The sequence below is a fragment of the Kitasatospora sp. NPDC088548 genome (assembly GCF_044753005.1).
GTDB lineage: Bacteria > Actinomycetota > Actinomycetes > Streptomycetales > Streptomycetaceae > Kitasatospora.
This window is the reverse complement of record NZ_JBIVMI010000001.1, coordinates 120,332-143,767: the sequence shown is the minus strand read 5'-3', so window position 1 is coordinate 143,767 and position 23,436 is coordinate 120,332. Positions and strand designations below refer to the sequence as shown.

The 23,436-nt window shown below is 72.4% G+C and carries 16 protein-coding genes and 1 riboswitch; of the genes, 11 read left to right on the top strand and 5 right to left on the bottom strand.

Annotated elements, in window-relative coordinates; genetic code table 11:
• Nucleotides 1-17 precede the first annotated feature (17 nt).
• Nucleotides 18-521, top strand: coding sequence for a DinB family protein (locus ACIP82_RS00635; RefSeq protein ID WP_363606534.1), 504 nt, complete (start codon nt 18-20; stop codon nt 519-521).
• A gap of 121 nt (nt 522-642) precedes the next feature.
• Here ACIP82_RS00635 and ACIP82_RS00630 read toward each other — a convergent pair whose 3' ends face one another.
• On the bottom strand, nt 643-1,299 hold the full coding sequence (locus ACIP82_RS00630; RefSeq protein ID WP_400649366.1) for a GntR family transcriptional regulator: 657 nt from the start codon (nt 1,297-1,299) through the stop codon (nt 643-645).
• A 266-nt stretch (nt 1,300-1,565) separates the two neighbouring features.
• Here ACIP82_RS00630 and ACIP82_RS00625 point away from each other — a divergent pair, with 266 nt between their 5' ends.
• Nucleotides 1,566-2,780: an amidohydrolase family protein gene (locus tag ACIP82_RS00625; protein WP_400649364.1), complete on the top strand. Its 1,215-nt coding sequence runs from the start codon at nt 1,566-1,568 to the stop codon at nt 2,778-2,780.
• 115 nt (nt 2,781-2,895) lie between these two features.
• Complete coding sequence (locus ACIP82_RS00620; RefSeq protein ID WP_400649361.1) at nt 2,896-4,398, top strand: APC family permease; 1,503 nt, start codon at nt 2,896-2,898, stop codon at nt 4,396-4,398.
• A 45-nt stretch (nt 4,399-4,443) separates the two neighbouring features.
• On the opposite strand, the gene ACIP82_RS00615 is transcribed toward ACIP82_RS00620, so the two are convergent.
• The gene (locus tag ACIP82_RS00615; RefSeq protein WP_400649359.1) at nt 4,444-5,652 is read right to left on the bottom strand and encodes an amidohydrolase; all 1,209 of its coding nucleotides are present in this window, start codon (nt 5,650-5,652) and stop codon (nt 4,444-4,446) included.
• 333 nt (nt 5,653-5,985) lie between these two features.
• Here ACIP82_RS00615 and ACIP82_RS00610 point away from each other — a divergent pair, with 333 nt between their 5' ends.
• Together ACIP82_RS00610 and ACIP82_RS00605 are read left to right on the top strand one after the other, a co-directional pair.
• On the top strand, nt 5,986-6,894 hold the full coding sequence (locus ACIP82_RS00610) for an NADP-dependent oxidoreductase (RefSeq protein ID WP_400649357.1): 909 nt from the start codon (nt 5,986-5,988) through the stop codon (nt 6,892-6,894).
• 34 nt (nt 6,895-6,928) lie between these two features.
• Entirely contained in the window at nt 6,929-7,693 is a 765-nt protein-coding gene (locus ACIP82_RS00605; protein ID WP_400649355.1) for a VOC family protein, read from the top strand.
• Here ACIP82_RS00605 and lnt read toward each other — a convergent pair.
• Entirely contained in the window at nt 7,669-9,234 is a 1,566-nt protein-coding gene (lnt, locus tag ACIP82_RS00600) for an apolipoprotein N-acyltransferase (RefSeq protein WP_400649352.1), read from the bottom strand. The two genes, ACIP82_RS00605 and lnt, sit on opposite strands and share 25 nt — an antisense overlap.
• Nucleotides 9,235-9,652: 418 nt before the next feature.
• Between lnt and ACIP82_RS00595 the strand changes: the two genes are divergently transcribed.
• Nucleotides 9,653-10,897 (top strand): phosphatidylserine decarboxylase, encoded by a 1,245-nt coding sequence (locus ACIP82_RS00595; protein ID WP_400649350.1) that lies wholly within the window; start codon nt 9,653-9,655, stop codon nt 10,895-10,897.
• A 41-nt stretch (nt 10,898-10,938) separates the two neighbouring features.
• Nucleotides 10,939-12,357, top strand: a complete 1,419-nt coding sequence (locus ACIP82_RS00590) for a hypothetical protein (protein ID WP_400649347.1) — start codon at nt 10,939-10,941, stop codon at nt 12,355-12,357.
• Nucleotides 12,358-12,600: 243 nt separating this feature from the next.
• Here ACIP82_RS00590 and cobN read toward each other — a convergent pair whose 3' ends face one another.
• On the bottom strand, nt 12,601-16,260 hold the full coding sequence (gene cobN / locus ACIP82_RS00585; protein WP_400649344.1) for a cobaltochelatase subunit CobN: 3,660 nt from the start codon (nt 16,258-16,260) through the stop codon (nt 12,601-12,603).
• Nucleotides 16,261-16,379: 119 nt separating this feature from the next.
• A riboswitch (cobalamin riboswitch) is annotated at nt 16,380-16,453 on the bottom strand.
• A gap of 308 nt (nt 16,454-16,761) precedes the next feature.
• On the opposite strand from cobN, the gene cobG reads away from it, so the two are divergent.
• The 3 genes from cobG to ACIP82_RS00570 are packed head-to-tail and all read left to right on the top strand — an operon-like array spanning nt 16,762 to nt 20,311.
• A complete protein-coding gene (gene cobG, locus ACIP82_RS00580; protein ID WP_400649342.1) occupies nt 16,762-18,126 on the top strand; it encodes a precorrin-3B synthase in 1,365 nt (454 codons plus the stop codon).
• Nucleotides 18,123-18,749 (top strand): precorrin-8X methylmutase, encoded by a 627-nt coding sequence (locus tag ACIP82_RS00575; RefSeq protein WP_363606552.1) that lies wholly within the window; start codon nt 18,123-18,125, stop codon nt 18,747-18,749. The genes cobG and ACIP82_RS00575 overlap by 4 nt, the downstream gene beginning before the upstream one ends.
• Nucleotides 18,746-20,311, top strand: a complete 1,566-nt coding sequence (locus tag ACIP82_RS00570) for a precorrin-2 C(20)-methyltransferase (protein ID WP_400649340.1) — start codon at nt 18,746-18,748, stop codon at nt 20,309-20,311. The genes ACIP82_RS00575 and ACIP82_RS00570 overlap by 4 nt, the downstream gene beginning before the upstream one ends.
• A 73-nt stretch (nt 20,312-20,384) precedes the next feature.
• Here the strand turns inward: ACIP82_RS00570 and ACIP82_RS00565 are convergent, their stop codons facing one another.
• A complete protein-coding gene (locus tag ACIP82_RS00565; protein ID WP_400649337.1) occupies nt 20,385-21,923 on the bottom strand; it encodes a TIGR03767 family metallophosphoesterase in 1,539 nt (512 codons plus the stop codon).
• Between the two features lie 190 nt (nt 21,924-22,113).
• Between ACIP82_RS00565 and ACIP82_RS00560 the strand changes: the two genes are divergently transcribed.
• A complete protein-coding gene (locus ACIP82_RS00560) occupies nt 22,114-23,415 on the top strand; it encodes a cobalt-precorrin-5B (C(1))-methyltransferase (protein ID WP_400649335.1) in 1,302 nt (433 codons plus the stop codon).
• The last annotated feature ends 21 nt before the right edge of the window (nt 23,416-23,436 follow it).

The window sequence follows — 23,436 nt, the reverse complement described above, 5'->3', positions numbered from 1 at the left end:
CCTGTTAGGGTCCGCGCATGACGAAGCGTGTGCCCTTCCGGGGCGGGGAGAAGGAGAGCCTGTTCACGGCTCTCGACCGGCATCGCGACGCGGTGCTGTGGAAGCTGGAGGGGCTGGACGACGAGCAGTTGCGGCGGCCGGTGACGGCGTCGGGGACGAATCTGCTGGGCCTGGTGAAGCACCTGGGCGGGGTCGAACTCGGCTGGTTCTGCGAGACGTTCGGCCGTGCGACCGGGCCGCTGCCGTTCGACCTGACCGAGGACGAGGAGTCCGATCTCCGGGTGCGGCCGGACGAGTCCACCGCGGACGTGCTGACCTTCTACGCCCGTGCCCGGGCGGCGGCCGATCTCGTCATCGGGGAGCTGGAGTTGGACGACGTCGGCCGGGCCTGGTTCGGGGACGAGGTGTCGCTGCGCTGGGTGCTGATCCACATGACGACGGAGACCGCCCGGCACACGGGCCACATGGACATCCTGCGGGAGCTGATCGACGGGCGGACCGGAGACCACAGCCGGGGGTGACCGGGCCGGGGCGGCCGCCTTCCCCACCGGGCTGTCCGCCCCCTCGACCACGTGTCTGCTCCGGCCGCGCGCCTGTTCCGGCCACGTGCCTGTTTCGGCCGCGGCCGGCTTTCGAGCGCGGTCAGCTTCCGAGCGCGCTGAGCGCGAAGGCCCGGGTGCCCGCGACGTGGCGGCGGGCGAGGTCGGCGGCGGCCTGCGGGTCGCGGGAGCGGATGGCGGCGAGCAACTGCTCGTGCTCGGTGCACATCGGGGTGGTGCTCTCGGGGCCGGAGGTGAGCCGGAAGAGGCGGCGCAGCCGGCCGTCGAGCGGGGCCATCATGTCCTGGAGCAGCGGGTTGCCGGAGAGCTCGACGATCGCCCGGTGGAAGTCGGCGTTGAGGCTCACGGTCTCGCGCAGCCGCCCCGCCTCGGCGGCCTTCCTGGTCCGGGTCAGGATGCGTTCGAGGGACTTGAGGCCCGCCGGGGTGGCGTGCTGGGCGGCCAGTTGGGCGGCGAGGGCCTCCAGGGACTCCCGTACGGCGAAGAAGTGTTCGGCCTCGGCGGGGCCGAACTCGGCGACCACCGCGCCCCGGCGGGCCTGGACGGTGAGGAAGCCCTCCTGCTCCAGCCGCTGCATGGCCTCGCGGACGGGGACGCGGGAGACGTTCATCGTCTCCGCCAGCTCGCGCTCCACGAGCCGTCGGCCGGCCGGGTACTCGCCCTCGATGATCCGTTCGCGGAGCTGGACGTAGACGAGGTCCCGGAGCGACTGGTGGGCGTCGCCGGGGGTGTCGGGCATCGGGGCTCCAGTCGGGTGGGGGACCGCGCGGGCGGTGGGGGCAGTGCAGATCATTTCAGATCCGTTCGCCGGGCCCGGTGCCGGATCTGGTCCGCGGTGTCGGTGCGGTACCGGTGCGGATCCCGTGCCGGGGCCTGCTCGGGATCCGACCCGGGATGCCGGTCGGCAGCCGGCTCCGGCTGGCTCCATCTCGCTTCCGGTCTCGTTTCGGATCCGTTGGCGGACACCTCTTGTTTGGTATTCGGTATACCAGCTAGCGTGCCCGTGTGACCCCCACCTCGCCCCTTCACCCCGCCCTCCTCCTGGACGCCACCCTGCCCGACGGCACCGCGGCCGACGTCCACCTCGCCGACGGCCGGATCGCCGCCCTGACCGCGCCCGCCCGGCGTGCGCCCGAGGCCGCCGGCCGGGGCCTGCGGCTGGACGGCGCGCTGCTGCTGCCCGCCCTGGTGGACGGGCACGCGCACCTGGACAAGACCTTCCTCGGTGCGCCCTGGCAGCCCCATCGTGCCACCGCCGGTCTCCGGACCCAGATCGCCTCCGAGCGGGAGCTGCGCCGCGAGGTCGCGGCGGCCGTGCCCGTCGCCGACCGGGCCGAGGCGCTGGCCCGGCGGATGGCGGCGCTCGGCACCGGGTACGTCCGCTCGCACGTCGACGTGGATCCGGACACCGGGCTCGACCACCTGCACGCCCTGCTGGAGGTGCGCGAGCGCGTCCGGGACGTGATCGGCATCCAGCTCGTCGCCTTCCCGCAGAGCGGGGTGGTGACCGCCCCCGGCGTCGCCGACCTGCTGGACGCGGCACTGCGCGAGGGCGCCGAGCTGATCGGCGGCCTCGACCCGGCCGGTTTCGACGGCGACGTGGACGGCCAGCTCGACATCGTCTTCGGCCTCGCCGAGCGGCACGGCGCCGGCGTGGACATCCATCTGCACGACGGTGGCCCGGTCGGTGCCTCCCAGCTGCGTGACATCGCCGACCGGACGGCCGCCCTCGGGCTCGGCGGGCGGGTCGCGGTCAGCCACGCGTACGCGCTCGGGAGCGGTCTCGACTCCTCTGAACTCATGCTCACCGTACAGAAGCTGGCGGACGCCGGGGTGGCCGTGATGACCAACGGCCCGAGCCGCTCGATGCCGCCCGTGAAGCTGCTGCACGAGGCCGGCGTCCGGGTCTTCGCCGGCTCCGACAACATCCGTGACGCGTGGTGGCCGTACGGCACCGGGGACATGCTCGAACGCGCCACCGTCATCGGCCTCCAGGGTGAACTGATGACCGATCAGGAGCTCTTCCTAGCAGCGGACTTGGTGACAGAGAACGCCGCGGTGGCGCTCGGGCTGGCCGACTACGGGCTCGCCGTCGGCGTCCGTGCCGACCTGGTGGCGATCGCGGCCGGATCCGTCCCCGAGGCCGTCGCGGCGCACCCCGAGCGGCTGCTCGTCCTGCACGGCGGCCGGGTCGTCCTCGACCGCACGCCGCGGACCTGACCTTTCCTTTCTCGCCTTCCCCTCTTCCCCTCTTCCCCCTTCCATCCGTTGGCCGGGCCCCACCCCGGTCGGCGGACCCCGCACCCCCCGCCCCTGCCGGAAGGACGCCCCCACCGTGAATGTCTCCGCAGAAAGATCCCAGGCCATCGCCCCGCCGGCCGGCCCGCAGTCGGCCCGGCAGTCGGCCTCGCAGTCGCCGCAACGGCTCGCGGGCGGCCTGATCGGCACCACCGACCTGGTCTTCTTCGTGGTCGCCGCCGCCGCGCCGCTCACCGTCCTCGCGGGCATCGCGCCCTTCGCGATCGGCGTCGGCGGTGCCTCTGCCCCCGCCGCCTACCTGATCTCGGGCGTGCTGCTGGTCCTGTTCGCGGCGGGCTTCACCGCGATGAGCCGCTACGTGCGCAACGCGGGCGCCTTCTACGCGTACGTCGCGCGCGGCCTGGGCCGGACGTTCGGCGTCGTCACCGCCTATGTGGCGGTGGTCTGTTACAACCTGATCACCCCGGGCGTGGCCGCCGCCTTCGGCTACTTCGCCGCCGGGCACATCGAACAGCGCACCGGCGCGCACGTGCCGTGGTGGCTGCTCTCGGGCGGCTGCGTCGTGGTGGTCGGCGTGCTGGGCTGGCTGAAGGTGACGCTCAGCGCCAAGGTGCTCGGCGTCGCGCTGGTCCTGGAGGTGCTGGCGCTGCTGGTGATGGAGGGCGGGGTGCTCGCCGACCGGGGCACGGCCGCGCTCGACCCGGTCTCCTTCGACCCCTCGCTGCTCACCCAGGGCGGGGTCGCCGGGATGTTCGTGCTGGTCATCGGCGCCTTCACCGGTTTCGAGGCGACGGCGATCTACGCCGAGGAGGTACGTGACCCGCGCCGGACGGTGCCCCGGGCGACGTTCATCGCGATCGGCTTCCTCGCCGTCTTCTACGCCCTCGGCACCTGGATCGTGATGGGCGCCTACGGGACGGACCAGGCCGTGGCGGCGGCCCGCGCCGCCGAGGGGCCGGACCTCACCTTCACCGCGGCCGAGCGCTTCGTCGGTGTCTGGCTCTCGGACTCGATGCACGTCCTGATCGTGGTCTCCGCCTTCGCCTCCGCGCTCGCCTTCCACAACGCGGCCGCCCGCTACCTGTACGCGCTCGGACGGGAGGGGCTGCTGCCGCGCCGGCTCGGGCGGGTGTCGGGCAGGTTCGGCTCGCCCGGTGCGGCGGTCGTGGTGCAGAGCTCGTTCAACGCGCTGGTGGTGCTGCTGGGCGCGGTGCTGGCGGCGGATCCGTATCTGGTGGTGCTGATGTGGTCCAACAGCATCGGTGTGCTCGGCATCATGGCGATGCAGGCACTGGCGGCGGTCGCCGTGTGGGCGTTCTTCCGGCGCGACCGGCGCGGGATGTCGGCGCTGCGGGTGGTCTGGGCGCCGCTGCTGGCGGCGGCCGGGCTGGCCGTGCTCACCGTCCTCGCCGTCTTCAACTTCGGTCTGCTGACCGGGGCTTCGGACTTGGTGAACGCGCTGCTGCTGGTGCCGCTGCCGTTGGTCGCGCTGGCCGGGTTCGCGGTGGCGCGGCACATCCGGCGGACCGATCCGGAGCGGTTCGCGCGGTTGACCGAGGTCGATGTCGAGCGTGGCTGACCCGGTGCGGTCCCCCTCCGCGCGGAGGGGGACCGCCGTCCGGTCTCAGCCCTCGAAGCGGCCGTCCCGGGCGACCACCCGTCCGGCGCGGACGACGAGTTCGCGCCTCGGCAGGTCCACCACCACCTGTGGCAGGCACTCGCCGTCGACCAGCATGAAGTCGGCCGGGGAGCCCGGCGTCAGGTCGGCGGCCGGCAGTCCGAGCAACTCGGCGCCCCCGGCGGCGGCGAGGGCGAAGCAGTCGGCCAGCTCCGCGTCCGTGCGGGCGTCGGTGGTCCAGCCGAGCAGATGCGCGCGGTGCAGCATGTCGGCGTTGCCGAACGGGCTCCAGGAGTCCCGCACGCCGTCCGAGCCTAGGCCCACCTTGACCCCGTGGGCCGCCAACTCCCGGAACGGCAGCACCTGGTGGGTGGAGGGCGCGACGGTGGTCAGGCCGATGCTGGCATCGGCCAGCAGCTCGGCCAGCTCACTGAGCGCGCCGCCGGACAACTCCGGCACGCAGAACGCGTGGCTCACCACGACCCGGCCGCCCAGCCCGGCCGCCTTCGTCCGGGCGGCGATGTCACGCAGCGGGGCGAGGCCCCGGTCGCCGGTGTCGTGCAGGTGGACGTCCAGCTGGAGTCCGTGCTTCTCGGCGAGGCCGAAGACCTGGTCGAGCTGGGCCGGGCCTTCGCCGTCCTCGCCGACCCCGTCGAACCCGGCCGGGTCGATCCCGCCCACCGCGTCGATCAGCCCGCTCGCCGCCGCCTCGGCGAGCAGCGCCCCCGCCCCCGGCGTCCGCCGCACCCCGTGCTGCGGGAACGCCACCACCTGCACGTCCAGCGCCGGGCCCAGCCGCTCCCGTGCGGCGGCCAGCCCCGTCACGCCCGCCAGTCCGTACGCGGGCGCCACATCCACGTGCGCCCGCACCGCGCGCGTCCCCTGGGCCACCGCGTGCGCGAGCAGCCGGCCCGCGCGCTCGGTGAGCGGCGTCCGCTGGTGCTCGTACAGCTCCACATCGCCCCGTACGTACTCCGGCAGCCCGCCGGCCGGGCGCCGGCTGTACCAGGGCTCGCCCCACGCGGTCTTGTCCGGGTGGATGTGGGCGTCCACCAGCGTCGGCAGCGCGATCCGTCCGCGCCCCTCCACCACCTCCACCCGGGAGCCCTCCGGCACCGCGGCGACCAGCAGGCCGTCGACGGCGACCAGGTCGGCGACGGCGGCCGCGCCGAAGGGGCGGACGTCGCGGAAGACGGTAACGGTGGGTGGGGTCATGATTTCTCCTGATTTGGGGTGTTTTGCGGTCGGCACCAATCAACCCGACGGCGAGGTGGTTCGTCAACTCCCTTTTGCGATAGGGGAGATGGTGGTCGGCCCGGTCGCGCCCGGCCGGTGGGTGGCCGGGGGAGCCGGTCGACGGTCGGGCGACAAGTGACAACTAACAGATGACAGATAACGGATAACAGAATCTGAAATCTGTCATCCGTTATCTGTTCCCCGTTCCCCGCAGGCGCCCCCGTTCGGCGCAGCAGCGGCGGGCCGAGAGCTGCGGGCGGCCGCATGCTGGGGCGGGGAAGGGGGCCGGCAAGCTGAGGAACGGGATCAACGATGGTCAAGGCGTTGGGGTTCGTCGACTACGGCGGGCCGGAGAATCAGGAGTTCCTGGACCGACCGGTGCTGGAGCCCGGACCGGGCCAGTTGGGAATCACCGTGCGGGCGGCCGGGGTGAACCCGGTGGACTGGAAGATCCGCACCGGACGGCTGGGGAAGAACCGTACGCTCCCGGCCGTGCTGGGGCAGGAGGCGGCGGGGGTGGTGGAGCGGGTCGGTCCAGGGGTGGAGGGCTTCACCCCGGGAGACGAGGTGTTCGGTCTCGCGGCCGCCGGCGGCTACGCGGAGCAGACCCTGCTGCTCGCCGCGATGAGCGCGCTGCGGCCGCTCGGGGCCGGGTTCGATCAGGTGGCGGCACTGCCGGTGGCGGCCGCGACCGGGGACGACGGAGTGCGGGACGTCGGGCTCGGTTCCGGCCGGACGCTGCTGATCCTCGGCATCGCGGGCGGCGTCGGCAGCGCCGCCGCGCAGATCGCCCGCAGCCGGGGCCTGCGGGTGATCGGCACGGCGAGCGACACCAACCGGGAGTACGTGGAGTCACTGGGCGCGGTGCAGGTGCGGTACGGCGACGGGGTGGCCGAGCGGATCAGGGCCGCGGCGCCTGACGGCGCGCACGGCATCCTCGACCTGGTCGGCGGAGACGATCTGCGGGCCGCCGCCGAGACGCTGGCCGACCGCGCCAAGCTGGTCAGCACCGTGGACCCGGACACCGTCGCCGAGCTGGGCGGGCGGTACATCACCCGCTCCACCACCTCGGAGACTCTCGCCGCGCTGGCCGCCCTGGTGGCCGCCGGAGAACTGGACCCGCACATCACCGGGCGGTACCCGCTGAACCGCGCCGCCGAGGCACTGGCGCTGGTGGAGTCCGGGCACGCGCGCGGCAAGCTCGTCCTGGACATCGGATGAGGCCCCGGACCCCGGCCGAGGAGGAGAGCGGACGATGAAGATCAACGAGGTGACCGTCGGCGGTCCCTGCTGGGTGGAGCACGCCAGCGCCGACCCGGGCGCCGCCAAGCGGTTCTACGGCGAGCTGTTCGCCTGGCGGGCCGAGGCCGGCGAAAGCCACGGGACGGACGGCTACACCTTTATGACGCTGGACGGCGCGACCGTCGCCGCCGTGACCCCGCTGGAGGGGGAGGGGCAGCCGACGGCCTGGACGGTCTCCTTCGCCGTCACCGACGCGGACGCCTCCGCCGCCAAGGTGGCCGCGGCCGGCGGGAGCGTCCTCGCCGGACCGGCGGACGTGTCGGACCTCGGGCGGTTCGTCGTGGCCGCCGATCCCTCCGGCGCGGTCTTCGCGCTCTGGCAGGCGCGCGGCCTGCCGGGCGTCGGCCTGCTCAACGCCCCCGGCGCGCTGGGCTGGGTCGAACTGCTCACCAGGGACACCGCGGGCGCGACCGCTTTCTACCCGGCCGTGTTCGGCTGGACGGTCAACCCGTCCGACACCTACACCCAGTGGGGCCTGGCCGGCCTGGACTTCGGCGGGATGATGGCGATGGGCGAGAACTTCCCGCCGCAACTGCCGCCGTACTGGCTGCCCTACTTCGCGGTCGCGGACGTCGACGGGACGGCCTTCCGGGCCGGCAGCCTCGGCGCCGATGTGCTGATGCCGCCGACCTCGGTGCCGGACGGCCCGCGGATCGCGGTCCTGCGGGACCCGGTGGGTGCGGTGTTCGGCGTCTACCCGGCAGGCACCGAGGGCTGACCACCCGCGCCGCCCGTACCGTCCGTATCACCCGCGCCGCCCGCACGGCCTGCCCGGTCTGCTCGGTCCGGGCGGTTCGCCCGGCGCGCCCGGTCGCGCCAGAGGGCGACCACCGAACCCGCCGTCACCAGCAGCGCCGCGGCCGGCACCACGTCGCCGACCCGGTCGTACCAGGTCAGCGTGGTGGGCGCGGTCAGCGGCAGCCGCACCGTCAGCGCGCCGGTGCGGTCGGTGCCGAGCCGGGCCAGCTCGCGCCCCTGGGCGTCGAAGGCCGCCGAGACACCGGTGAGCGCGGCCTGGACGGCCGGGCGCCCGGTCTCGGCGGCCCGGATCGCGGCCAGCGAGACATGCTGTTCGGGCGCCCAGGTGTGCTGGAAGGTCGAGGTCGACGACTGGTAGACCAGCACCCGTGCGCCGTCCCGGGCGGCCGTCCGGGACATGTCGGGGAAGGCCGACTCGAAACAGATCAGCGCGCCGACCGGCAGTGGGCCGCGGCCTCGGTCGGTGGCCGGCAGCAGACGGAAGGCGGTGCCGGGCGCCCGGTTCTCCCCCGCCGCCCGGCTGACACCGGCGATCCAGCCGAGCACCGGCCGCAGCGGGATGTACTCGCCGAACGGGACCAGCCGGATCTTGCGGTAGCGGTCCACGATGCCGGTCGGCGAGACCAGGACGGCGTCCTTGGAGATCCGTCCGTCGGCCTTGCGGGCGTCCTCGCCGGCCAGGATCCCGGCGCCGGTGTCGGCGGCGAGTCGGCGGAGCCGGGCCAGTGCGGCGGGGTCCCGGTCCAGGTCGGCGGTGGTGCTGCTCTCGCCCCAGACGATCAGGTCGACGGGTCGCCCGCCCAGGGCGGCGGTGGCCTCGGCACTGGCCTCGAACCGGGCCTGCGGATCGTCGACGATGCCGGGCTGGACGAGTGCGACCGTCACCGCCCCGGCACGGGCGGGCGCCGTGCGCAGCGCGAACAGCAGCGGCCCGGCCGCCAGTACCACGACGGTGGCCAGGGCGGCGAGGGCGCGCGGTCGCCACCCGGTGGCCGTCAGGACGATCAGCACCCCGGTGTTGACGGCCACGACGGCGGCGCTGACCAGCCAGATCCCGCCGGCCGAGGCCAGCGCGAGGACGGTCGGGTGCTGCCACTGGGTGGCACCGAGCAGTGCCCACGGGCCGCCGAGCGCGTGCCAGGACCGCGCGTACTCGGTGGTCAGCCAGACCGCCGGGACGACCACCAGTGCGAGCATCGCCCGACGGGCGGTCAGCGGCGGGTGCAGCAGCCGGTGGACGGCCAGGCCCACCCCGGCCTGCAGGGTGCCGAACAGCACCGCGAGCACCGGCAGCGCCGGTCCGACGGACGGGATCAGCCAGTACATCGTGGTGAGGATGAACCCGGCCCCGAACCACCACCCGCGCACCGCGGCCTCCCGAGCCCCGGGCGCCCGCTGCATCAGCAGCAGCCCGGGCACCAGCGCGACCCAGGCCAGCGAGGCCAGTCCGGGGGCCGGAAACGCCAGCACCGGCACCGCCCCGGCCGCGAGCGCCGCCACCCGGGCCCGGTACCGCCGCCCCCGGCCCGAACGGTCCGAACGGCCCGCCGTGTCAGGCCTGCTGGGGACGGGCCTGCTGGGGACGGGCCCGGCAAGGGCGGGACGACTGGCGGCGGGGCGGCGCGACATGTCCCGCATTGTCCACTTCGGAGCCGATCGCTGCCAGATGTCGGTCCACGGCGACACGTGTAGGCCCAGCCCGCTACCACGAGGAATGAAAGGGCGAAAGGGGCGAATCGGCAAGATCGTAAGCTGATCAGGAAAGCAGATGAATTGAGGTCAGTCGAGGTGTCCCGCCATGCGGGTGATTGTTTCTGGCGAACGGGGTAACCGCAGTCAAATTCGTGTACGGATTGGGAAGTGAAAGCGCGAGGTGCAGCCGCGCGGGGGATTCGCTCGCCACGGAAGGAAGCGGTACGTGAGCCCGAAAATCGACCCCTACTCCAAGACCGTCGAGGACTTTCTCAAGAACGTCAGAAAGCGCTACGACGACGAAGCAGATTATTTCAAGGCCGATTTCGAAGCGGCGATCGAGGGCGTTCAGCCGCGTCCGGATGGCACGTCGGACGACGTCTGGAAAGACTGGGCGGACGCGAATGTCGACACCCTGTGCGACTTCTTCCAGGAGTGGTACGACTGGGGGCTGAAGCAGTACTTCCAGGACGGGCTGAACTATATCGAGAAGTTCAGCTGGATCAATTACAATAATTGCGCCGGAATGTATTTCGTTACCGAAGGGTCGGGGCGCGAGATGCTGGCCGACTTTACGCATCTACAAGGCATGCAGATGGATGACCCGTCATCGAAGAGCCTCGTTGACAAGTGGAAGGAGGACCTCGGTCCGAAGGTCATGGCCAACTACAAGGAAGGAGACTGGTCGACCTTCAATAAGTTCTTCATCAGGGAACTGGCGCCTGGTGTGCGGCCGATCGACGGCGAGGACGACCCCAGTGTGGTGGTTGCCCCGACCGACTGTGTCATCAACATGATTGTTGATGAGCTGACGGAGTCGACGCGGATCCCGTGCAAGGGGGTGACCATGAACGTCCGGCAGCTGCTCGACGGCTCCGAGTACGCGACGTACTTCACCCGCGGCAGGCCGGCGAACCCGGGCGGCGGCACGGCCGTGTCGTGCATCCTGATGCCCGACACCTACCACTGGTATCACGCCCCGGTGAGCGGCCAGGTGGTGGAGGCCCGCGATGACATCGGCGGCGACTACTACGGGATGCGGGACTTCCCGGAACTGCTCAACAAGGGAAACGTCGGATACGGGTACGACTACAGCATGTTCGATTACTTCCGCCGTGGGTACGTCATCATCAAAACGCCGTATTTTGATCACAAGGGGAATCCGGACGGTGATGGCTATGTCGCCCTGGTGCCCGTAGGCCTCAACTCGATCGGCTCCGTGAAGTTCCTCGACAAGTTCAGGGACATTACAAAGGAGTCGACTCCGGTAGAGGTGCAAAAGGGCAATCAGATCGGCTACTTCCAGTACGGCGGGTCGTTGAACATCCTGCTGTTCGAGAAGGGGCGGTTCCCCGCACTGCAACTGCTCATGGGGCAGCGCATCGGGGTCCTGGAGGAATCGAGGCGGACCGAGCGTCTCTTCGAAAACTTCCGCCGCACTCGGCCGCGGCGTGTTCCGCCGACTTCCTGACCCTGATTCCGAACGGAAGGTGAACCATGTCTCGCAGCCCCGTGTACAAGATCCCCGCCAACGTCTCCAGCACGCAGACGATCCACTTCTACCCAGACCCCGAAAATCCCGATGATGCCGACGTCCAGAAGAAGGTCCGCTCCTACGCCGGATATGCGGACGTCGACGGCCCGGGCGCAGCGCAGAGTCATTTGTTCTACTGGTTCTTCGAAAGCCAGACCTGCGACCCCAACCTCGACCCCAAGGACCAGCAGGACCTGATCGAAAAAACGCCGCTGCTGATCTGGCTCAACGGCGGGCCCGGCGCCTCCTCCTTGGCGGGACTGTTCATTGAGAACGGGCCGCTGCGCATCGGTGACGACGCCGCCGGGACAGTGTCGGTGAGCCCCGACACCTGGAACCAGGAAGCGCACGTCGTCTTCTGGGACCAGCCCATCGGCGCGGGATACAGCTACTGTGACGACCCGAAGAAGTACGTCGAGGACGAGGAAACCCTCAGCCAGATGTTCTGGCAGGCCCTGCAGGAGTTCTTCACGACGTACCCGGAGTACGTGAAGTGCCCCCTGTATGTCTGCGGTGAGAGCTACGCGGGCAAGTACGTGCCGGCGATCGCCCTGAAGATCGACGAACAGAACAACAAGCAGGCCGGAAAACACATCGAACTGAAAGGGATCGCCGTAGGCAACGGCTGGATCAAGCCGGAACTGTCGATCCGCATCATGATCGACTACGCCTACGTGTCCGGATTCATCGGCAAGAACCAGAAGAAGATCCTGGACGACCACTACGCCACATTCCAGAGCGTCCTCGAGGACGGCGAGAAGACCAAGGACGCCAAAAAGCTGAAGCAGGCCACCGACCTCGGCAACGGCCTGGTGAACGCGGTCCTGGCCTACGGGGGCAACTTCGACGTCTACGACGTACGGCGCTGGGACGACCTGTCCATGGGAGCGCTGCACCCCTACCTCGACAGCGCAGAGGTCCAGAAAGCCCTGCACGTCAACAGGAAATGGCTGTGTCAGGACAATGCCGGCCCGGTGGCCACGGCGCTGAAGTGCGACAACATGGCCGACGCCTCCCCCTTGTACGCCAAGCTCATCGGCAAGGGCTACAAGACCCTCCTCTACACCGGGAACTTCGACACCGCCTGCGGATATCAGAGCACCGAGGAGATCCTGGACGGCATCCTGACGCCGCCCGACGACTGGCGCAAGGCCAAGCGGCTGATCTGGAAGCAGGCACAGGGGAACCCGAAGGGGTTCGTCCGTACCCTCAAAAACGTGACGCAGGTCTCTCTGCCCGACTCCGGACACGAAGTGCCGGCCTACCAGCCGCAGATCTGCCGGGAAATGCTCTACACCTGGCTCTCCGACCTTCCCTTCCACGGCCAGAACCCCGAGAGCGTGGCCCAGGACATCCTTGACCGGGCCCAGAAGGACGCCGACAACGAAACGGGATGAGCAAAACCTGGGCGCAGCCGGGGGCCACGAGGACCGGCGCCGGTCCACCAGGGAATGAAGGCGTGCGGTCCGTGTTCGTGAGCCGGATCACCGGCGGATCCTGACTCGATATCAGCACCGTCCGCGGAGATGGCCGGCCCCTCGCAGTCGAATCACGAGGGGCCGGCCATCAACGTACGGACCGGGCCCAGAGCCCGGGAGCCACGCGGTCAGGCCTCACCGAGGCGGGTCACCGGACGCCCGTCAGCCCTCGTCGCCGCCCTCCAGGTCGCCCTCGGTCTCCAGGAACGCGGCCTGGAGCTGCTCGATCAGCGCCGGGTCGGGCTGCTCCCAGAGGCCGCGGCTGGCCGCCTCCAGCAGACGCTCGCTGATGCCGTGCAGGGCCCAGGGGTTGGCGCCGGCCAGGAACTCGCGGTTGACCGGGTCCAGGACGTACTCCTGGGTCAGCTTCTCGTACATCCAGTCGGCGACCACGCCGGTGGTGGCGTCGTAGCCGAACAGGTAGTCCACCGTCGCGGCCATCTCGAAGGCGCCCTTGTAGCCGTGGCGGCGCATCGCCTCCATCCAGCGCGGGTTGACCACCCGGGCGCGGAAGACCCGGGCGGCCTCCTCGGTCAGGGTGCGGGTGCGGACCGTCTCCGGGCGGGTCGAGTCGCCGATGTAGGCGGTCGGGGCCTTGCCGGTGAGCGCGCGGACGGTGGCGACCATGCCGCCGTGGTACTGGAAGTAGTCGTCCGAGTCGGCGATGTCGTGCTCGCGGGTGTCGGTGTTCTTCGCGGCGACGGTGATCCGCTTGTACGCGGTCTCCATCTCCTCGCGCGCCGGGCGCCCGTCCAGCCCGCGCCCGTACGCGTAGCCGCCCCAGACCGTGTACACCTCGGCGAGGTCGGCGTCGGTGCGCCAGTCGCGGCTGTCGATCAGCTGGAGCAGGCCCGCGCCGTACGTGCCCGGGCGGGAGCCGAAGACGCGGACGGTGGCCTTGCGCTCGTCTCCGTGCACGGCGAGGTCGGCCTGGACGTGGGCACGGACGTAGTTGTCCACGTCCGGCTCCTCCTGGGCGGCGGCGAGGCGCACCGCGTCGTCCAGCAGGGCGACCACGTGCGGGAAGGCGTCCCGGAAGAAGCCGGAGATGCGCAGGGTGACGTCGATGCGCGGGCGGCCCAGCTCCTCCAGGGAGATCGCCTCCAGGCCGGTGACCCGGCGCGAGGCGTCGTCCCAGACCGGGCGGACGCCGAGCAGCGCGAAGGCCTCGGCGATGTCGTCGCCGGCGGTGCGCATCGCGCTGGTGCCCCAGAGCGAGAGCCCGACCGAGGGCGGGCAGGCGCCGTCGTTGTCGGCCCGGTACCGCTCGACCAGCGAGGCGGCGAGCGCCTGCCCGGTCTCCCAGGCGAGCTTGCTCGGCACGGCCTTGGGGTCGACGGAGTAGAAGTTGCGCCCGGTCGGCAGCACGTTGACCAGACCGCGCAGCGGCGAGCCGGACGGTCCGGCCGGGACGAAACCGCCGCCGAGCGCGTGCAGGACGGCGTCCAGCTCGTCGGTGGTGGCGGCCAGGCGCGGCACGACCTGGGTGGCGGCGAAGGCGAGCACCTCGTGCACGGCCTCCGGCAGCCCGGCGGCGACCTTCTCGACCGCCTCGGGCGACCAGTCCTCGGCCTCCATCGCCTCGACCAGGGCGCGGGCCTGCGCCTCGGCCGCGTCGGTGGCGCCGAGGGTGAGCGCGGCCTCGTCCAGGCCGAGCGCCTCACGCAGGCCGGGCAGCGCGCTGACCCCGCCCCAGATCTGCCGGGCACGCAGGATGGCGAGCACGATGTTGACCCGGTCGGTGCCGGCCGGGGCCTGGCCGAGGACGTGCAGGCCGTCGCGGATCTGGGCGTCCTTGATCTCGCAGAGCCAGCCGTCGACGTGCAGCAGGAAGTCGTCGAAGCCGTCGTCCTCGGGGCGCTCGTCCAGCCCGAGGTCGTGGTCGAGCTTGGCGGCCTGGATCAGGGTCCAGATCTGCGCGCGGATGGCGGGCAGCTTGGCCGGGTCCATCGCGGCGATGTTGGAGTGCTCGTCCAGCAGCTGCTCCAGCCGCGCGATGTCGCCGTAGGAGTCGGCGCGGGCCATCGGCGGGACGAGGTGGTCGACCAGGGTGGCGTGGGCGCGGCGCTTGGCCTGGGTGCCCTCGCCCGGGTCGTTGACCAGGAACGGGTAGACGAGGGGCAGGTCGCCGAGGACGGCGTCCGGGCCGCACTCGGCCGACAGCGCGGCGGTCTTGCCGGGCAGCCACTCCAGGTTGCCGTGCTTGCCGAGGTGGATCACCGCGTCGGCGCCGAAGCCGCCGTCCGCCTGGGCGGCCGCGATCCAGCGGTAGGCGGCCAGGTAGTGGTGCGACGGCGGGAGGTCCGGGTCGTGGTAGATCGCGACCGGGTTCTCGCCGAAACCGCGCGGCGGCTGGATCAGGACCAGCAGGTTGCCGGAGCGGATGGCGGCGAGCACGATGTCGCCGTCCGGGTTCTGCGAGCGGTCGACGTACAGCTCGCCGGGGGCCGGGCCCCAGTGCTCCTCGACGGTGTCGCGCAGGCCCTGGGGGAGCGTGGCGTACCAGCGGCGGTAGTCGGCGGCGGGGATCCGGACCGGGTTGCGGGCCAGCTGCTCCTCGGTGAGCCAGTCCTGGTCGTAGCCGCCGGCCGCGATCAGGGCGTGGATCAGGGCGTCACCCTCGTGGAGCGCTGCCTGTCCGGTCGTCTCCGAGCCGGCTCGGGCCGGGACGTCATCGGCGTCGGTGTCCAGGCCCGGCAGGTCGTGGCCGAGGTCCATGCCCTCCGCGCGGAGCCGGTGCAGCAGCCGGATCGCACTGGCCGGGGTGTCCAGGCCGACCGCGTTGCCGACCCGGGCGTGCTTGGTCGGGTAGGCGGAGAGGACCAGCGCGAGCCGGCGCTCGGCGGCCGGGATGTGCCGCAGCCGGGCGTGCTTGACCGCCGTCCCGGCGACCCTGGCGGCGCGCTCGGGGTCGGCGGCATAGACGGTGAGGCCGTCCTCGTCCAGCTCCTTGAAGGAGAACGGGACGGTGATCAGCCGGCCGTCGAACTCGGGCACGGCGATCTGGGTGGCGGTGTCCAGCGGGGAGAGGCCGTCGTCGCTGGCCTCCCACTGTGCCCGCGACCAGGTCAGGCAGAGCGCCTGCAGGATCGGCCGGTCCAGCGCCGCCAGCGCGCCCGCGTCCCAGGCCTCCTCGTCGCCGCCGGCCTGCGCGTCGGCCGGGCGGGTGCCGCCGGCGGCCAGCACGGTGGTGACGAGGACGTCGGCCGTGCCGAGCGCGGCCAGCAGCTCGGGCTCGGCGCCGCGCAGCGAGGCGCAGTAGTAGGCCTTCGCCTGCGCACCCTGGTCCTCGATGGCCCGGCAGAGGGTCTCGACGAACGCGGTGTTGCCGCTCATGTGGTGGGCGCGGTAGTAGAGCACGGCGACGGTCGGGCCCTCGCTCGTCCGGGCCTCGCGCTCCAGCGGGCCCCAGGCCGGCGCGGAGGCGGGCGGCGCGAAGCCGTGACCGGTGAGCAGCACGGTGTCGGAGAGGAACGCGCCCAGCTCGGCCAGGTTGGCCGCGCCACCGTGGGCGAGGTAGGCGTGCGCCTCGGCGGCGATGCCGGCCGGGACGGTGGACAGCTCCATCAGCTGGGCGTCGGGCGCCTGCTCGCCGGTCAGCACGACGACCGGGCGGGGGCCGGCGAGCAGTGCGTCCAGGCCCTCCTGCCAGGCGCGCCGGCCGCCGAGCAGGCGGACCACGACCAGGTCGGTGCCCTCCAGCAGGGCGGGCAGCTCCTCGGCGGAGAGCCGGGCCGGGTTGCCGAGGCGGTAGCGGACCGGGCCCTCGGAGGCGCGGGCACTGAGCAGGTCGGTGTCGGACGTCGACAGCAGCAGGATCATGCGAAGGCCCTCCCGGCCTCGATGGCGGGCACGGGGACGCGCAGGGGCGCGGGCATGCGGCAGCGCAAAGCTTCAAGCCTTCCTCGGGGTCCGCGCCCCGGGCCGGTGGAGGACGGCAGGAGTTCCTGGCTTCCACGGCGGTTGAACCGTGGTCACAGTGGCGGGACCGCACCGGGCTTGCACCGGTTTCCTCCCCTGCGCCGTCGCTGGCGTGCGGGCGGTCCGCGGGGACCGCCCGCCAGCATCGTACGGGGTGCGGCCGACCCGGGGGAGAGTGATCCGGACCGCAGCCGGGGTCACGGCCGGGCGGGAGGCGTGGATCCGGCCTGTGGGGGAGCGGCGGGTGCGGTCGGGCGGCAGCCCGTGGACGCGGCCGGGGGAAACCGGCGGAGTGACCGGACGGAGGCCGTGGGTGTGACCCGGCGATGTGACCCGGCGGAGGCCGTGGGTGTGACCCGACGGACGGAGGCAACCGATCGGATCATCTGTATGCTCGCGGCCATGCCACCGACACCCGACGCCACCGTGCCGGGCGCCGCGGTGCCCGACCGGGGGCGCGCGGACGCCTGTCCAGGAGCCCTTCGTCTGCACACCGCCGATGACGGAGCCCTGGCCCGGGTGCGCATACCCGGCGGTCTGCTGACGGTGCGTCAGGCGCTCGCGCTGGCCGACGCCGCCGACGCGCTCGGCGACGGCGACCTGGAGACCACCTCGCGCGGCAACGTCCAGTTGCGCGGCCTCGCTTCGGACTGCGGACGCGAGCTCGCCGACCGGCTGCGCGCCGTCGGCCTGCTGCCCTCCGAGACCCATGAACGGGTCCGGAACATCGTCGCCTCCCCGCTCGCCGGGCTGGACCGGGCGGGCTTCGCCGATATGCGGGCCTGGGTGCGGGAACTGGACGGCCGGCTCTGCGCGAGCGCCTGGGCGGCCGGTCTCTCCGGCAAGTTCCTCTTCGCGCTGGACGACGGGCGGGGTGATGTCGCCGCGCTCGACGCCGATGTGACATTGATCGCAGGCCCGGGCGGTACGGCGCTGCTGCGCCTCGGCCGGGCCCCCGTCGCGCGGCCCGTGCCGGCCGGGCGGGCGGTGGACGCGGTGCTGGCCGCGGCCCGCGGCTTCCTGGACGCGCTGCGGGCGCACGGCCGCAAGGCCTGGCACCTGCGCGAGGTGCCCGATCTCCTGCCGGACCTGCTGGCCGGGCTGCCCGACCTGCCCGGCCTGCCCGATGCGCCGGACCTGCCGGACGCCCCCGCGGGTGTCGTGCCGCTCCCCCCGGTGGGCGGGGCACATCCCGAGGTGGGCGTGGTGCCCGGCGGCCTGTCGGTCGGGATGCGCTTCGGCCGGGTCGGCTCCGACCAGTGGCGGACCCTGGCCGACGCCGCCGAGGGCGAGCTCAGACTGACTCCCTGGCGCGGCGCCGTCCTGCCGGGCGCCCCGCCCGGGCGACTGCCCGCGCTGGCCGCGGCCGGCTTCCGTACCGAGCCGGGATCGCCGTGGGCGCGGGCCACCGCCTGCACCGGACTGCCGGGCTGCGCCCGGTCGGTGGCCGATGTCCGGGCTGACGCGGCGCGGGCGCTGGACGTGATGAGCGGCGCCGGCCTGCCCGTGCACTGGTCCGGCTGCGAACGGCGCTGCGGGCACCCCGCCGGCCGATGGGTGGACGTGCTGGCGACCGGGCAGGGCTACCGGGTGACGGTGACCGACGGAACGTCGGGCGTGAAGAGCGGCGAAACGAGTGACGTGACGAGCCATCTGACGACACACCCGACGAGTCACCTGACGAGCGGCGTGACGAACGTGACGAACGACGTGACGAACGAGGAGATGGCCGAGGCGGTCGCCGAGGCCAGGAGGACCACGAAGTGATCGAGTACGAGAAGGACGGCGCGTCCATCTACCGCCAGTCCTTTGCCACCATCCGCGCCGAGGCCGACCTGGCCGCCCTGCCCGCGGACGTCTCCCAGGTCGCGGTGCGGATGATCCACGCCTGCGGCATGGTCGACCTGGTCGAGGACCTGGTGTACTCGCCGGGCGTGGTCGCCTCCGCCCGCCGGGCACTGCGCGCCGGGGCGCCGATCCTCTGCGACGTGAACATGGTGGCCAGCGGTGTCACCCGCAAGCGGCTGCCCGCCGACAACGAGGTGATCTGCACCCTGACCGACCCGTCGGTGCCCGAGCTGGCCCGGAAGGCGGGCAACACCCGCAGCGCCGCCGCGATGGAACTGTGGCTGCCCCGGCTTGAGGGCGCGGTGGTGGCCGTCGGCAACGCGCCCACCTCGCTGTTCCGGCTGCTGGAGCTGATCGAGGCGGGTGCCCCGCGCCCGGCCGCGGTGATCGGCGTCCCGGTCGGCTTCATCGGTGCCGCCGAATCGAAGGACGCACTGGCCGGGCATCCGTCCGGGCTGGAGCACCTGGTGGTGCGCGGCCGTCGCGGCGGCAGCGCGATCGCCGCCGCCGCCATCAACGCGATTGCGAGCGAAGAAGAGTGACGGAGCAGCAGAACGCCACCGGCCGGCTCTACGGAGTGGGTCTCGGCCCCGGCGACCCGTCCCTGGTGACGGTTCGCGCCGCCGAACTCATCGGCAAGGCCGACGTGGTGGCGTACCACAGTGCCCGGCACGGCCGCTCGATCGCCCGCTCCATCGCCGAGCGATATCTGACGGGTGGTCAGATCGAGGAGAAGCTGGTCTACCCGATCACGGTCGAGACCACCGACCACCCCGGCGGCTACCGGGGGGCGTTGGACGACTTCTACGAGGAGGCGGCCGTCCGCCTCGCCGCCCACCTGGACGCCGGGCGCGACGTCGTCGTGCTCGCGGAGGGCGACCCGCTGTTCTACGGCTCGTACCAGCACATGCACAAGCGCCTCGCGCACCGCTACCCGACCGAGGTGGTCCCCGGCGTGACGTCGGTCAGCGCGGCCGCCGCCCGGCTCGGGCAGGCGCTCACCGAGGCCGAGGAGACGCTCACCATCATCCCGGGCACCCTGCCCGAGGAGGAGCTGACCGCGCGGATCGCCTCCGCCGACTCCGCCGTGATCATGAAGCTGGGCCGCACCTTCCCGGCCGTCCGTCGCGCCCTGGAGCGGGCCGGGCGGCTCGACGACGCGCAGTACGTGGAGCGCGCCTTCATGGACGGCGAGCGCACCGCGCCGCTGGCGGACGTCGACGCCGAGACCGTGCCGTACTTCTCGGTGGCCGTGCTGCCGAGCAAGGTCGCGCCGTTGGAGGCCGTGGTCTCCGTTCCTGCGGCCTCCGTGCCCGAGGCTTCGGAGTCCGAGGCTTCGGAGCCCGAGGGTGTGGGTGCCGGCAGTGTCACCGTCATCGGTACCGGCCCGGCCGGCCCGCTCTGGCTCACCCCCGAGGCACGCGGTGCGCTCGCGGCCGCCACCGACCTGGTCGGCTACACCACCTACCTGGACCGGGTGCCCGTCCGGCCCGGTCAGCAGCGGCACGGCTCGGACAACAAGGTCGAGTCCGAGCGCGCCGAGTTCGCGCTCGACCTGGCCCGGCGAGGACACCGCGTCGCCGTGGTGTCCTCCGGTGACCCGGGTGTCTTCGCGATGGCCACCGCCGTGCTGGAGGTCGCCTGCGAGGAGACGTACCGGGACGTCCCGGTGCGGATCGTCCCCGGCATGACCGCCGCGCACGCGGCCGCCTCCCGGGCCGGCGCCCCGCTCGGCCACGACTACGCCGTGGTCTCGCTGTCCGACCGGCTCAAGCCCTGGGACGTCGTGGCCAAGCGCCTGCGTGCCGCGGCCGAGGCCGACCTGGTGCTCGCCCTCTACAACCCCGGTTCGCAGTCCCGCACCACTCAGGTCGGCCGCGCGCGCGACCTGCTGCTGGAGTACCGGGCGCCCGGGACGCCGGTGGTGATGGCCCGCGATGTCGGCGGTCCGACCGAGCGCGTCCGGACGGTGCGGCTGGGGGAGCTGGACCCCACGCAGGTCGACATGCGGACCATCCTGCTCATCGGCTCCTCGCAGACCCAGGCCGTCGAGCGTGGCAACGGCACCGAGGTCGTCTGGACCCCGCGCCGGTACCCGGAGTAGCGGGCGGACAGCGAACGGCAAACGACAAACGGCGAACAACTAACAGATAACAGATTTCGAAATCTGTTATCTGTTAGTTGTCGGCGATCTCGATGATCCGGGCGTGTTGCGGGTAGTCGATGTGGGAGGCGGTGTTGATCTCCCAGAAGGCGCGCTCCGGCACCCCGTGGCCGTGCGCGGTGATCTTGTTCATGTGGGTGTGGCCGTTCACCCAGGCGACCACGTTCGGGTAGCGCTGCAGCAGGGCCACCAACTCGTTGCCGTCGTGCCGCTTCTCGAAGATGTTGCGCGGGTCCGGCAGCAGGTTGCCCATGGTGTCGCTGGTGTGGTGGCTGAAGACCACGATCAGCTGGTCGCTGCCGCCGCCGCGCACCCTGCGGCCGTCCGCGTCGTACCAGTGGCCGCTGTTCGCCTTGAGCCGGCTCTCCAGCCAGCGCAGTTGGGCGGTGCCGAGCGAACCGTCCGCGAAACCGGCCTGGTTGGTGGTGTCCAGGCTGATGCCCAGCACCTTCTCCGAGATCCGGAAGGTGTAGTACAGCTTGCCGCTGCCCACCGCGTCCGAGGTGAAGCCGTGGCCGTGCGGGCCCGCGCCGGTGTAGGCGGGGTCGAGGTGCGCCTTGGCGAACTCCTTGAGCGTGAACGGCCGGCGGCGCTCGTCCGGGGTGATCCGGCGCACTGCGTCGCCGTCCGACAGCAGCCGGCCCAGCAGCAGCGCGGCGCCGGCCGGATCGCGTCGCAGCGCCTCCATCAGCTTGGCCGCGTCCGCGTCGTTGCAGCCCTCCAGCTTGTACTCGCCGGTGTAGAGCGAGTCCAGCAGCCCGAAGTCGGGCAGCGAGCCCTCAAGGCTGTCGTCGTGGTTGCCGACCGTGGTGTACCAGGGCGTCCGCAGGCCGGGCGCGTCGAACGGGCGGCCGGCGGCGGCGAGCAGCCCGGGCACCTGCGGGAACCCCTTGGCCTTGTAGCCGTCCTGGAACGTCGACTCGGGGTTCCAGTAGGCGGCGCTGCCGGAGTTCTGCACGCCCTCGTAGCGGGAGGTGTCACCGGTGTTCTGGGCCAGCCGGCCGCCGGCCATCACGGTCAGGTACCAGTCGAGCTCGATGTGCTCGTGGTTGTCGGTGTTGTCGCCGGTGGCCATCACCAGGCTGAACGGCATCCCCGTGTAGGGGCCGCCGGCCAGCGAGTTGACCCGCTCGACGAGGGCGGAGACGCCGCGTGCGTTCAGGGTCTCCTGCGGACGGTGCGCACTGTCGTTGAACCGGGCCAGGTACTCGAACCGTACCGGGGACTCGGTGTCCACCAGGTGCAGGTCGGTGAACTGGACGAAGCTGGCCAGGCCGGTGCGGCGGTCGTCCCGTCCGGCGCCGGGGGCGGCCACGTCGCCGCGGACCACCAGCGGCCGGCCCGGCCCCGCGGTGAGCCGCTTGTACGCGGCGCTGCCGACCGGAGTGGCGACCTGGTCGAGCGTCGTCCCCTTCACCTGGACGGCGCGCGCCGCGGTGGCCGCCAGCGCGCGGTCCCGCTCCGCCGCCGACGCGAACCGCGCGCCGCCCGCCGACAGCGCCGTCCACGCCGCGGCCACCGACGTGCCCGTGACGAACGTGCGCCGACTCATCCCAGCCACAACAACCCCCACGCTTCTGACGGTCCGGTTGGGCGGACCGTCATGTCATGAACCCGACTTCTGGCGGAGCGACAGATTACTCACTGGTAGGGGTGCGGTGCGAGGCCCGGGCGGAGAACTCTTCGGGAACGCGCGGGGACAGGGTGGGAGCGAGCGACCCCGCCGGGGCTCCGCCAGGCGAATGGGGGAAAATCGACCCCGGCGGCCGACCCGGCCGTGCAGTGGCGGACGGCCCGGTTCCGGTGGCACCGGCGGGCGGTCCCGAGACAAAGGGGCGCACGTGGCCGAATCGGGAGGCCGGGCCGGGCAGCTGAAGAGCAGCGGCCTGCGGCACGGCTGGACGACGGGCGCCTGTGCCACGGCGGCCACCAAGGCCGCCTACACCGCCCTGCTCGACGGCGGCTTCCCCGACCCCGTGACGATCACGCTCCCCAAGGGCCAGCGGCCCGCGTTCGCCCTGGCCGTCGAGGAACTGACCGCCGAGGAGCCGGCAGCCGAGGACCTGGCAGCCGAGGACCTGGCAGCCGAGGACCTGGCGGCCGGAGAGCCGCTGGGCCCCCGGGCGATGGCCGGGGTGGTCAAGGACGCCGGCGACGACCCCGACGTCACGCACGGCGCGCTGATCCGTTCGACCGTGTGGGCGGGGGAGCCCGGCAGCGGGGTGGTGTTCCGGGCCGGACCGGGGGTGGGGACGGTCACCAAGGCGGGGCTGCCGCTGGCGGTGGGGGAGCCGGCCGTCAATCCGGTGCCCCGACAGATGATCCGGGACGCCGTCGCCGAGGTGGCGGCCGAGTTCGGCGGCACCGGGGACGTGGTGGTGGAGATCTCCGTCGACCACGGCGAGGAGATCGCCCGCTCCACCTGGAACCCCCGGCTGGGAATCCTCGGTGGGCTGTCCATCCTCGGCACGACCGGGATCGTCGTCCCCTACTCCTGCTCCGCCTGGATCGACTCCATCCGGCGCGGGGTGGACGTGGCCCGGGCCGCCGGGCGGACCCATGTCGCGGGCTGCACCGGTTCGACGTCCGAGAAGGTGGCCGTCGCGGTGCACGGGCTGCCCGAGGACGCGCTGCTCGACATGGGCGACTTCGCCGGCGCCGTCCTCAAGTACCTCAAGCGCCACCCGGTGCCCCGGCTGACCATCGCGGGCGGCTTCGCCAAGCTCTCCAAGCTGGCCGCGGGCCACCTCGACCTGCACTCGGCGCGTTCCCAGGTCGACAAGGGGTACCTGGCCGGGCTGGCCCGCAAGGGCGGTGCGGACGCGGCGCTCGCCGAGGCGGTGGCCGCGGCCAACACGGGCCTGGAGGCGGTCCAGCTCTGCCGGGCGGCCGGCGTCCCGCTCGGCGACCTGGTGGCCGAGGCCGCCCGCGCCACCGCGCTCGGCGTGCTGGTCGGTTCGCCGGTCGCGGTGGACGTCATCTGCATCGACCGCGCGGGCACCCTCGTCGGCCGGGCGGAGCCGCTCGGGCCGGCCGCCGGCTGAGCGAACGGGCACCCGGTTCTC

Excerpts from the sequence above, each read along its gene's own strand:
- cobN (WP_400649344.1), bottom strand. The coding sequence starts at position 16,260 with ATGATCCTGCTGCTGTCGACGTCCGACACCGACCTGCTCAGTGCCCGC.
- ACIP82_RS00605 (WP_400649355.1), top strand. The coding sequence starts at position 6,929 with ATGAAGATCAACGAGGTGACCGTCGGCGGTCCCTGCTGGGTGGAGCAC.
- ACIP82_RS00630 (WP_400649366.1), bottom strand. The coding sequence starts at position 1,299 with ATGCCCGACACCCCCGGCGACGCCCACCAGTCGCTCCGGGACCTCGTC.
- ACIP82_RS00615 (WP_400649359.1), bottom strand. The coding sequence starts at position 5,652 with ATGACCCCACCCACCGTTACCGTCTTCCGCGACGTCCGCCCCTTCGGC.
- cobG (WP_400649342.1), top strand. The coding sequence starts at position 16,762 with ATGCCACCGACACCCGACGCCACCGTGCCGGGCGCCGCGGTGCCCGAC.
- ACIP82_RS00635 (WP_363606534.1), top strand. The coding sequence starts at position 18 with ATGACGAAGCGTGTGCCCTTCCGGGGCGGGGAGAAGGAGAGCCTGTTC.
- ACIP82_RS00560 (WP_400649335.1), top strand. The coding sequence starts at position 22,114 with ATGGGGGAAAATCGACCCCGGCGGCCGACCCGGCCGTGCAGTGGCGGA.
- ACIP82_RS00610 (WP_400649357.1), top strand. The coding sequence starts at position 5,986 with ATGGTCAAGGCGTTGGGGTTCGTCGACTACGGCGGGCCGGAGAATCAG.
- ACIP82_RS00565 (WP_400649337.1), bottom strand. The coding sequence starts at position 21,923 with ATGAGTCGGCGCACGTTCGTCACGGGCACGTCGGTGGCCGCGGCGTGG.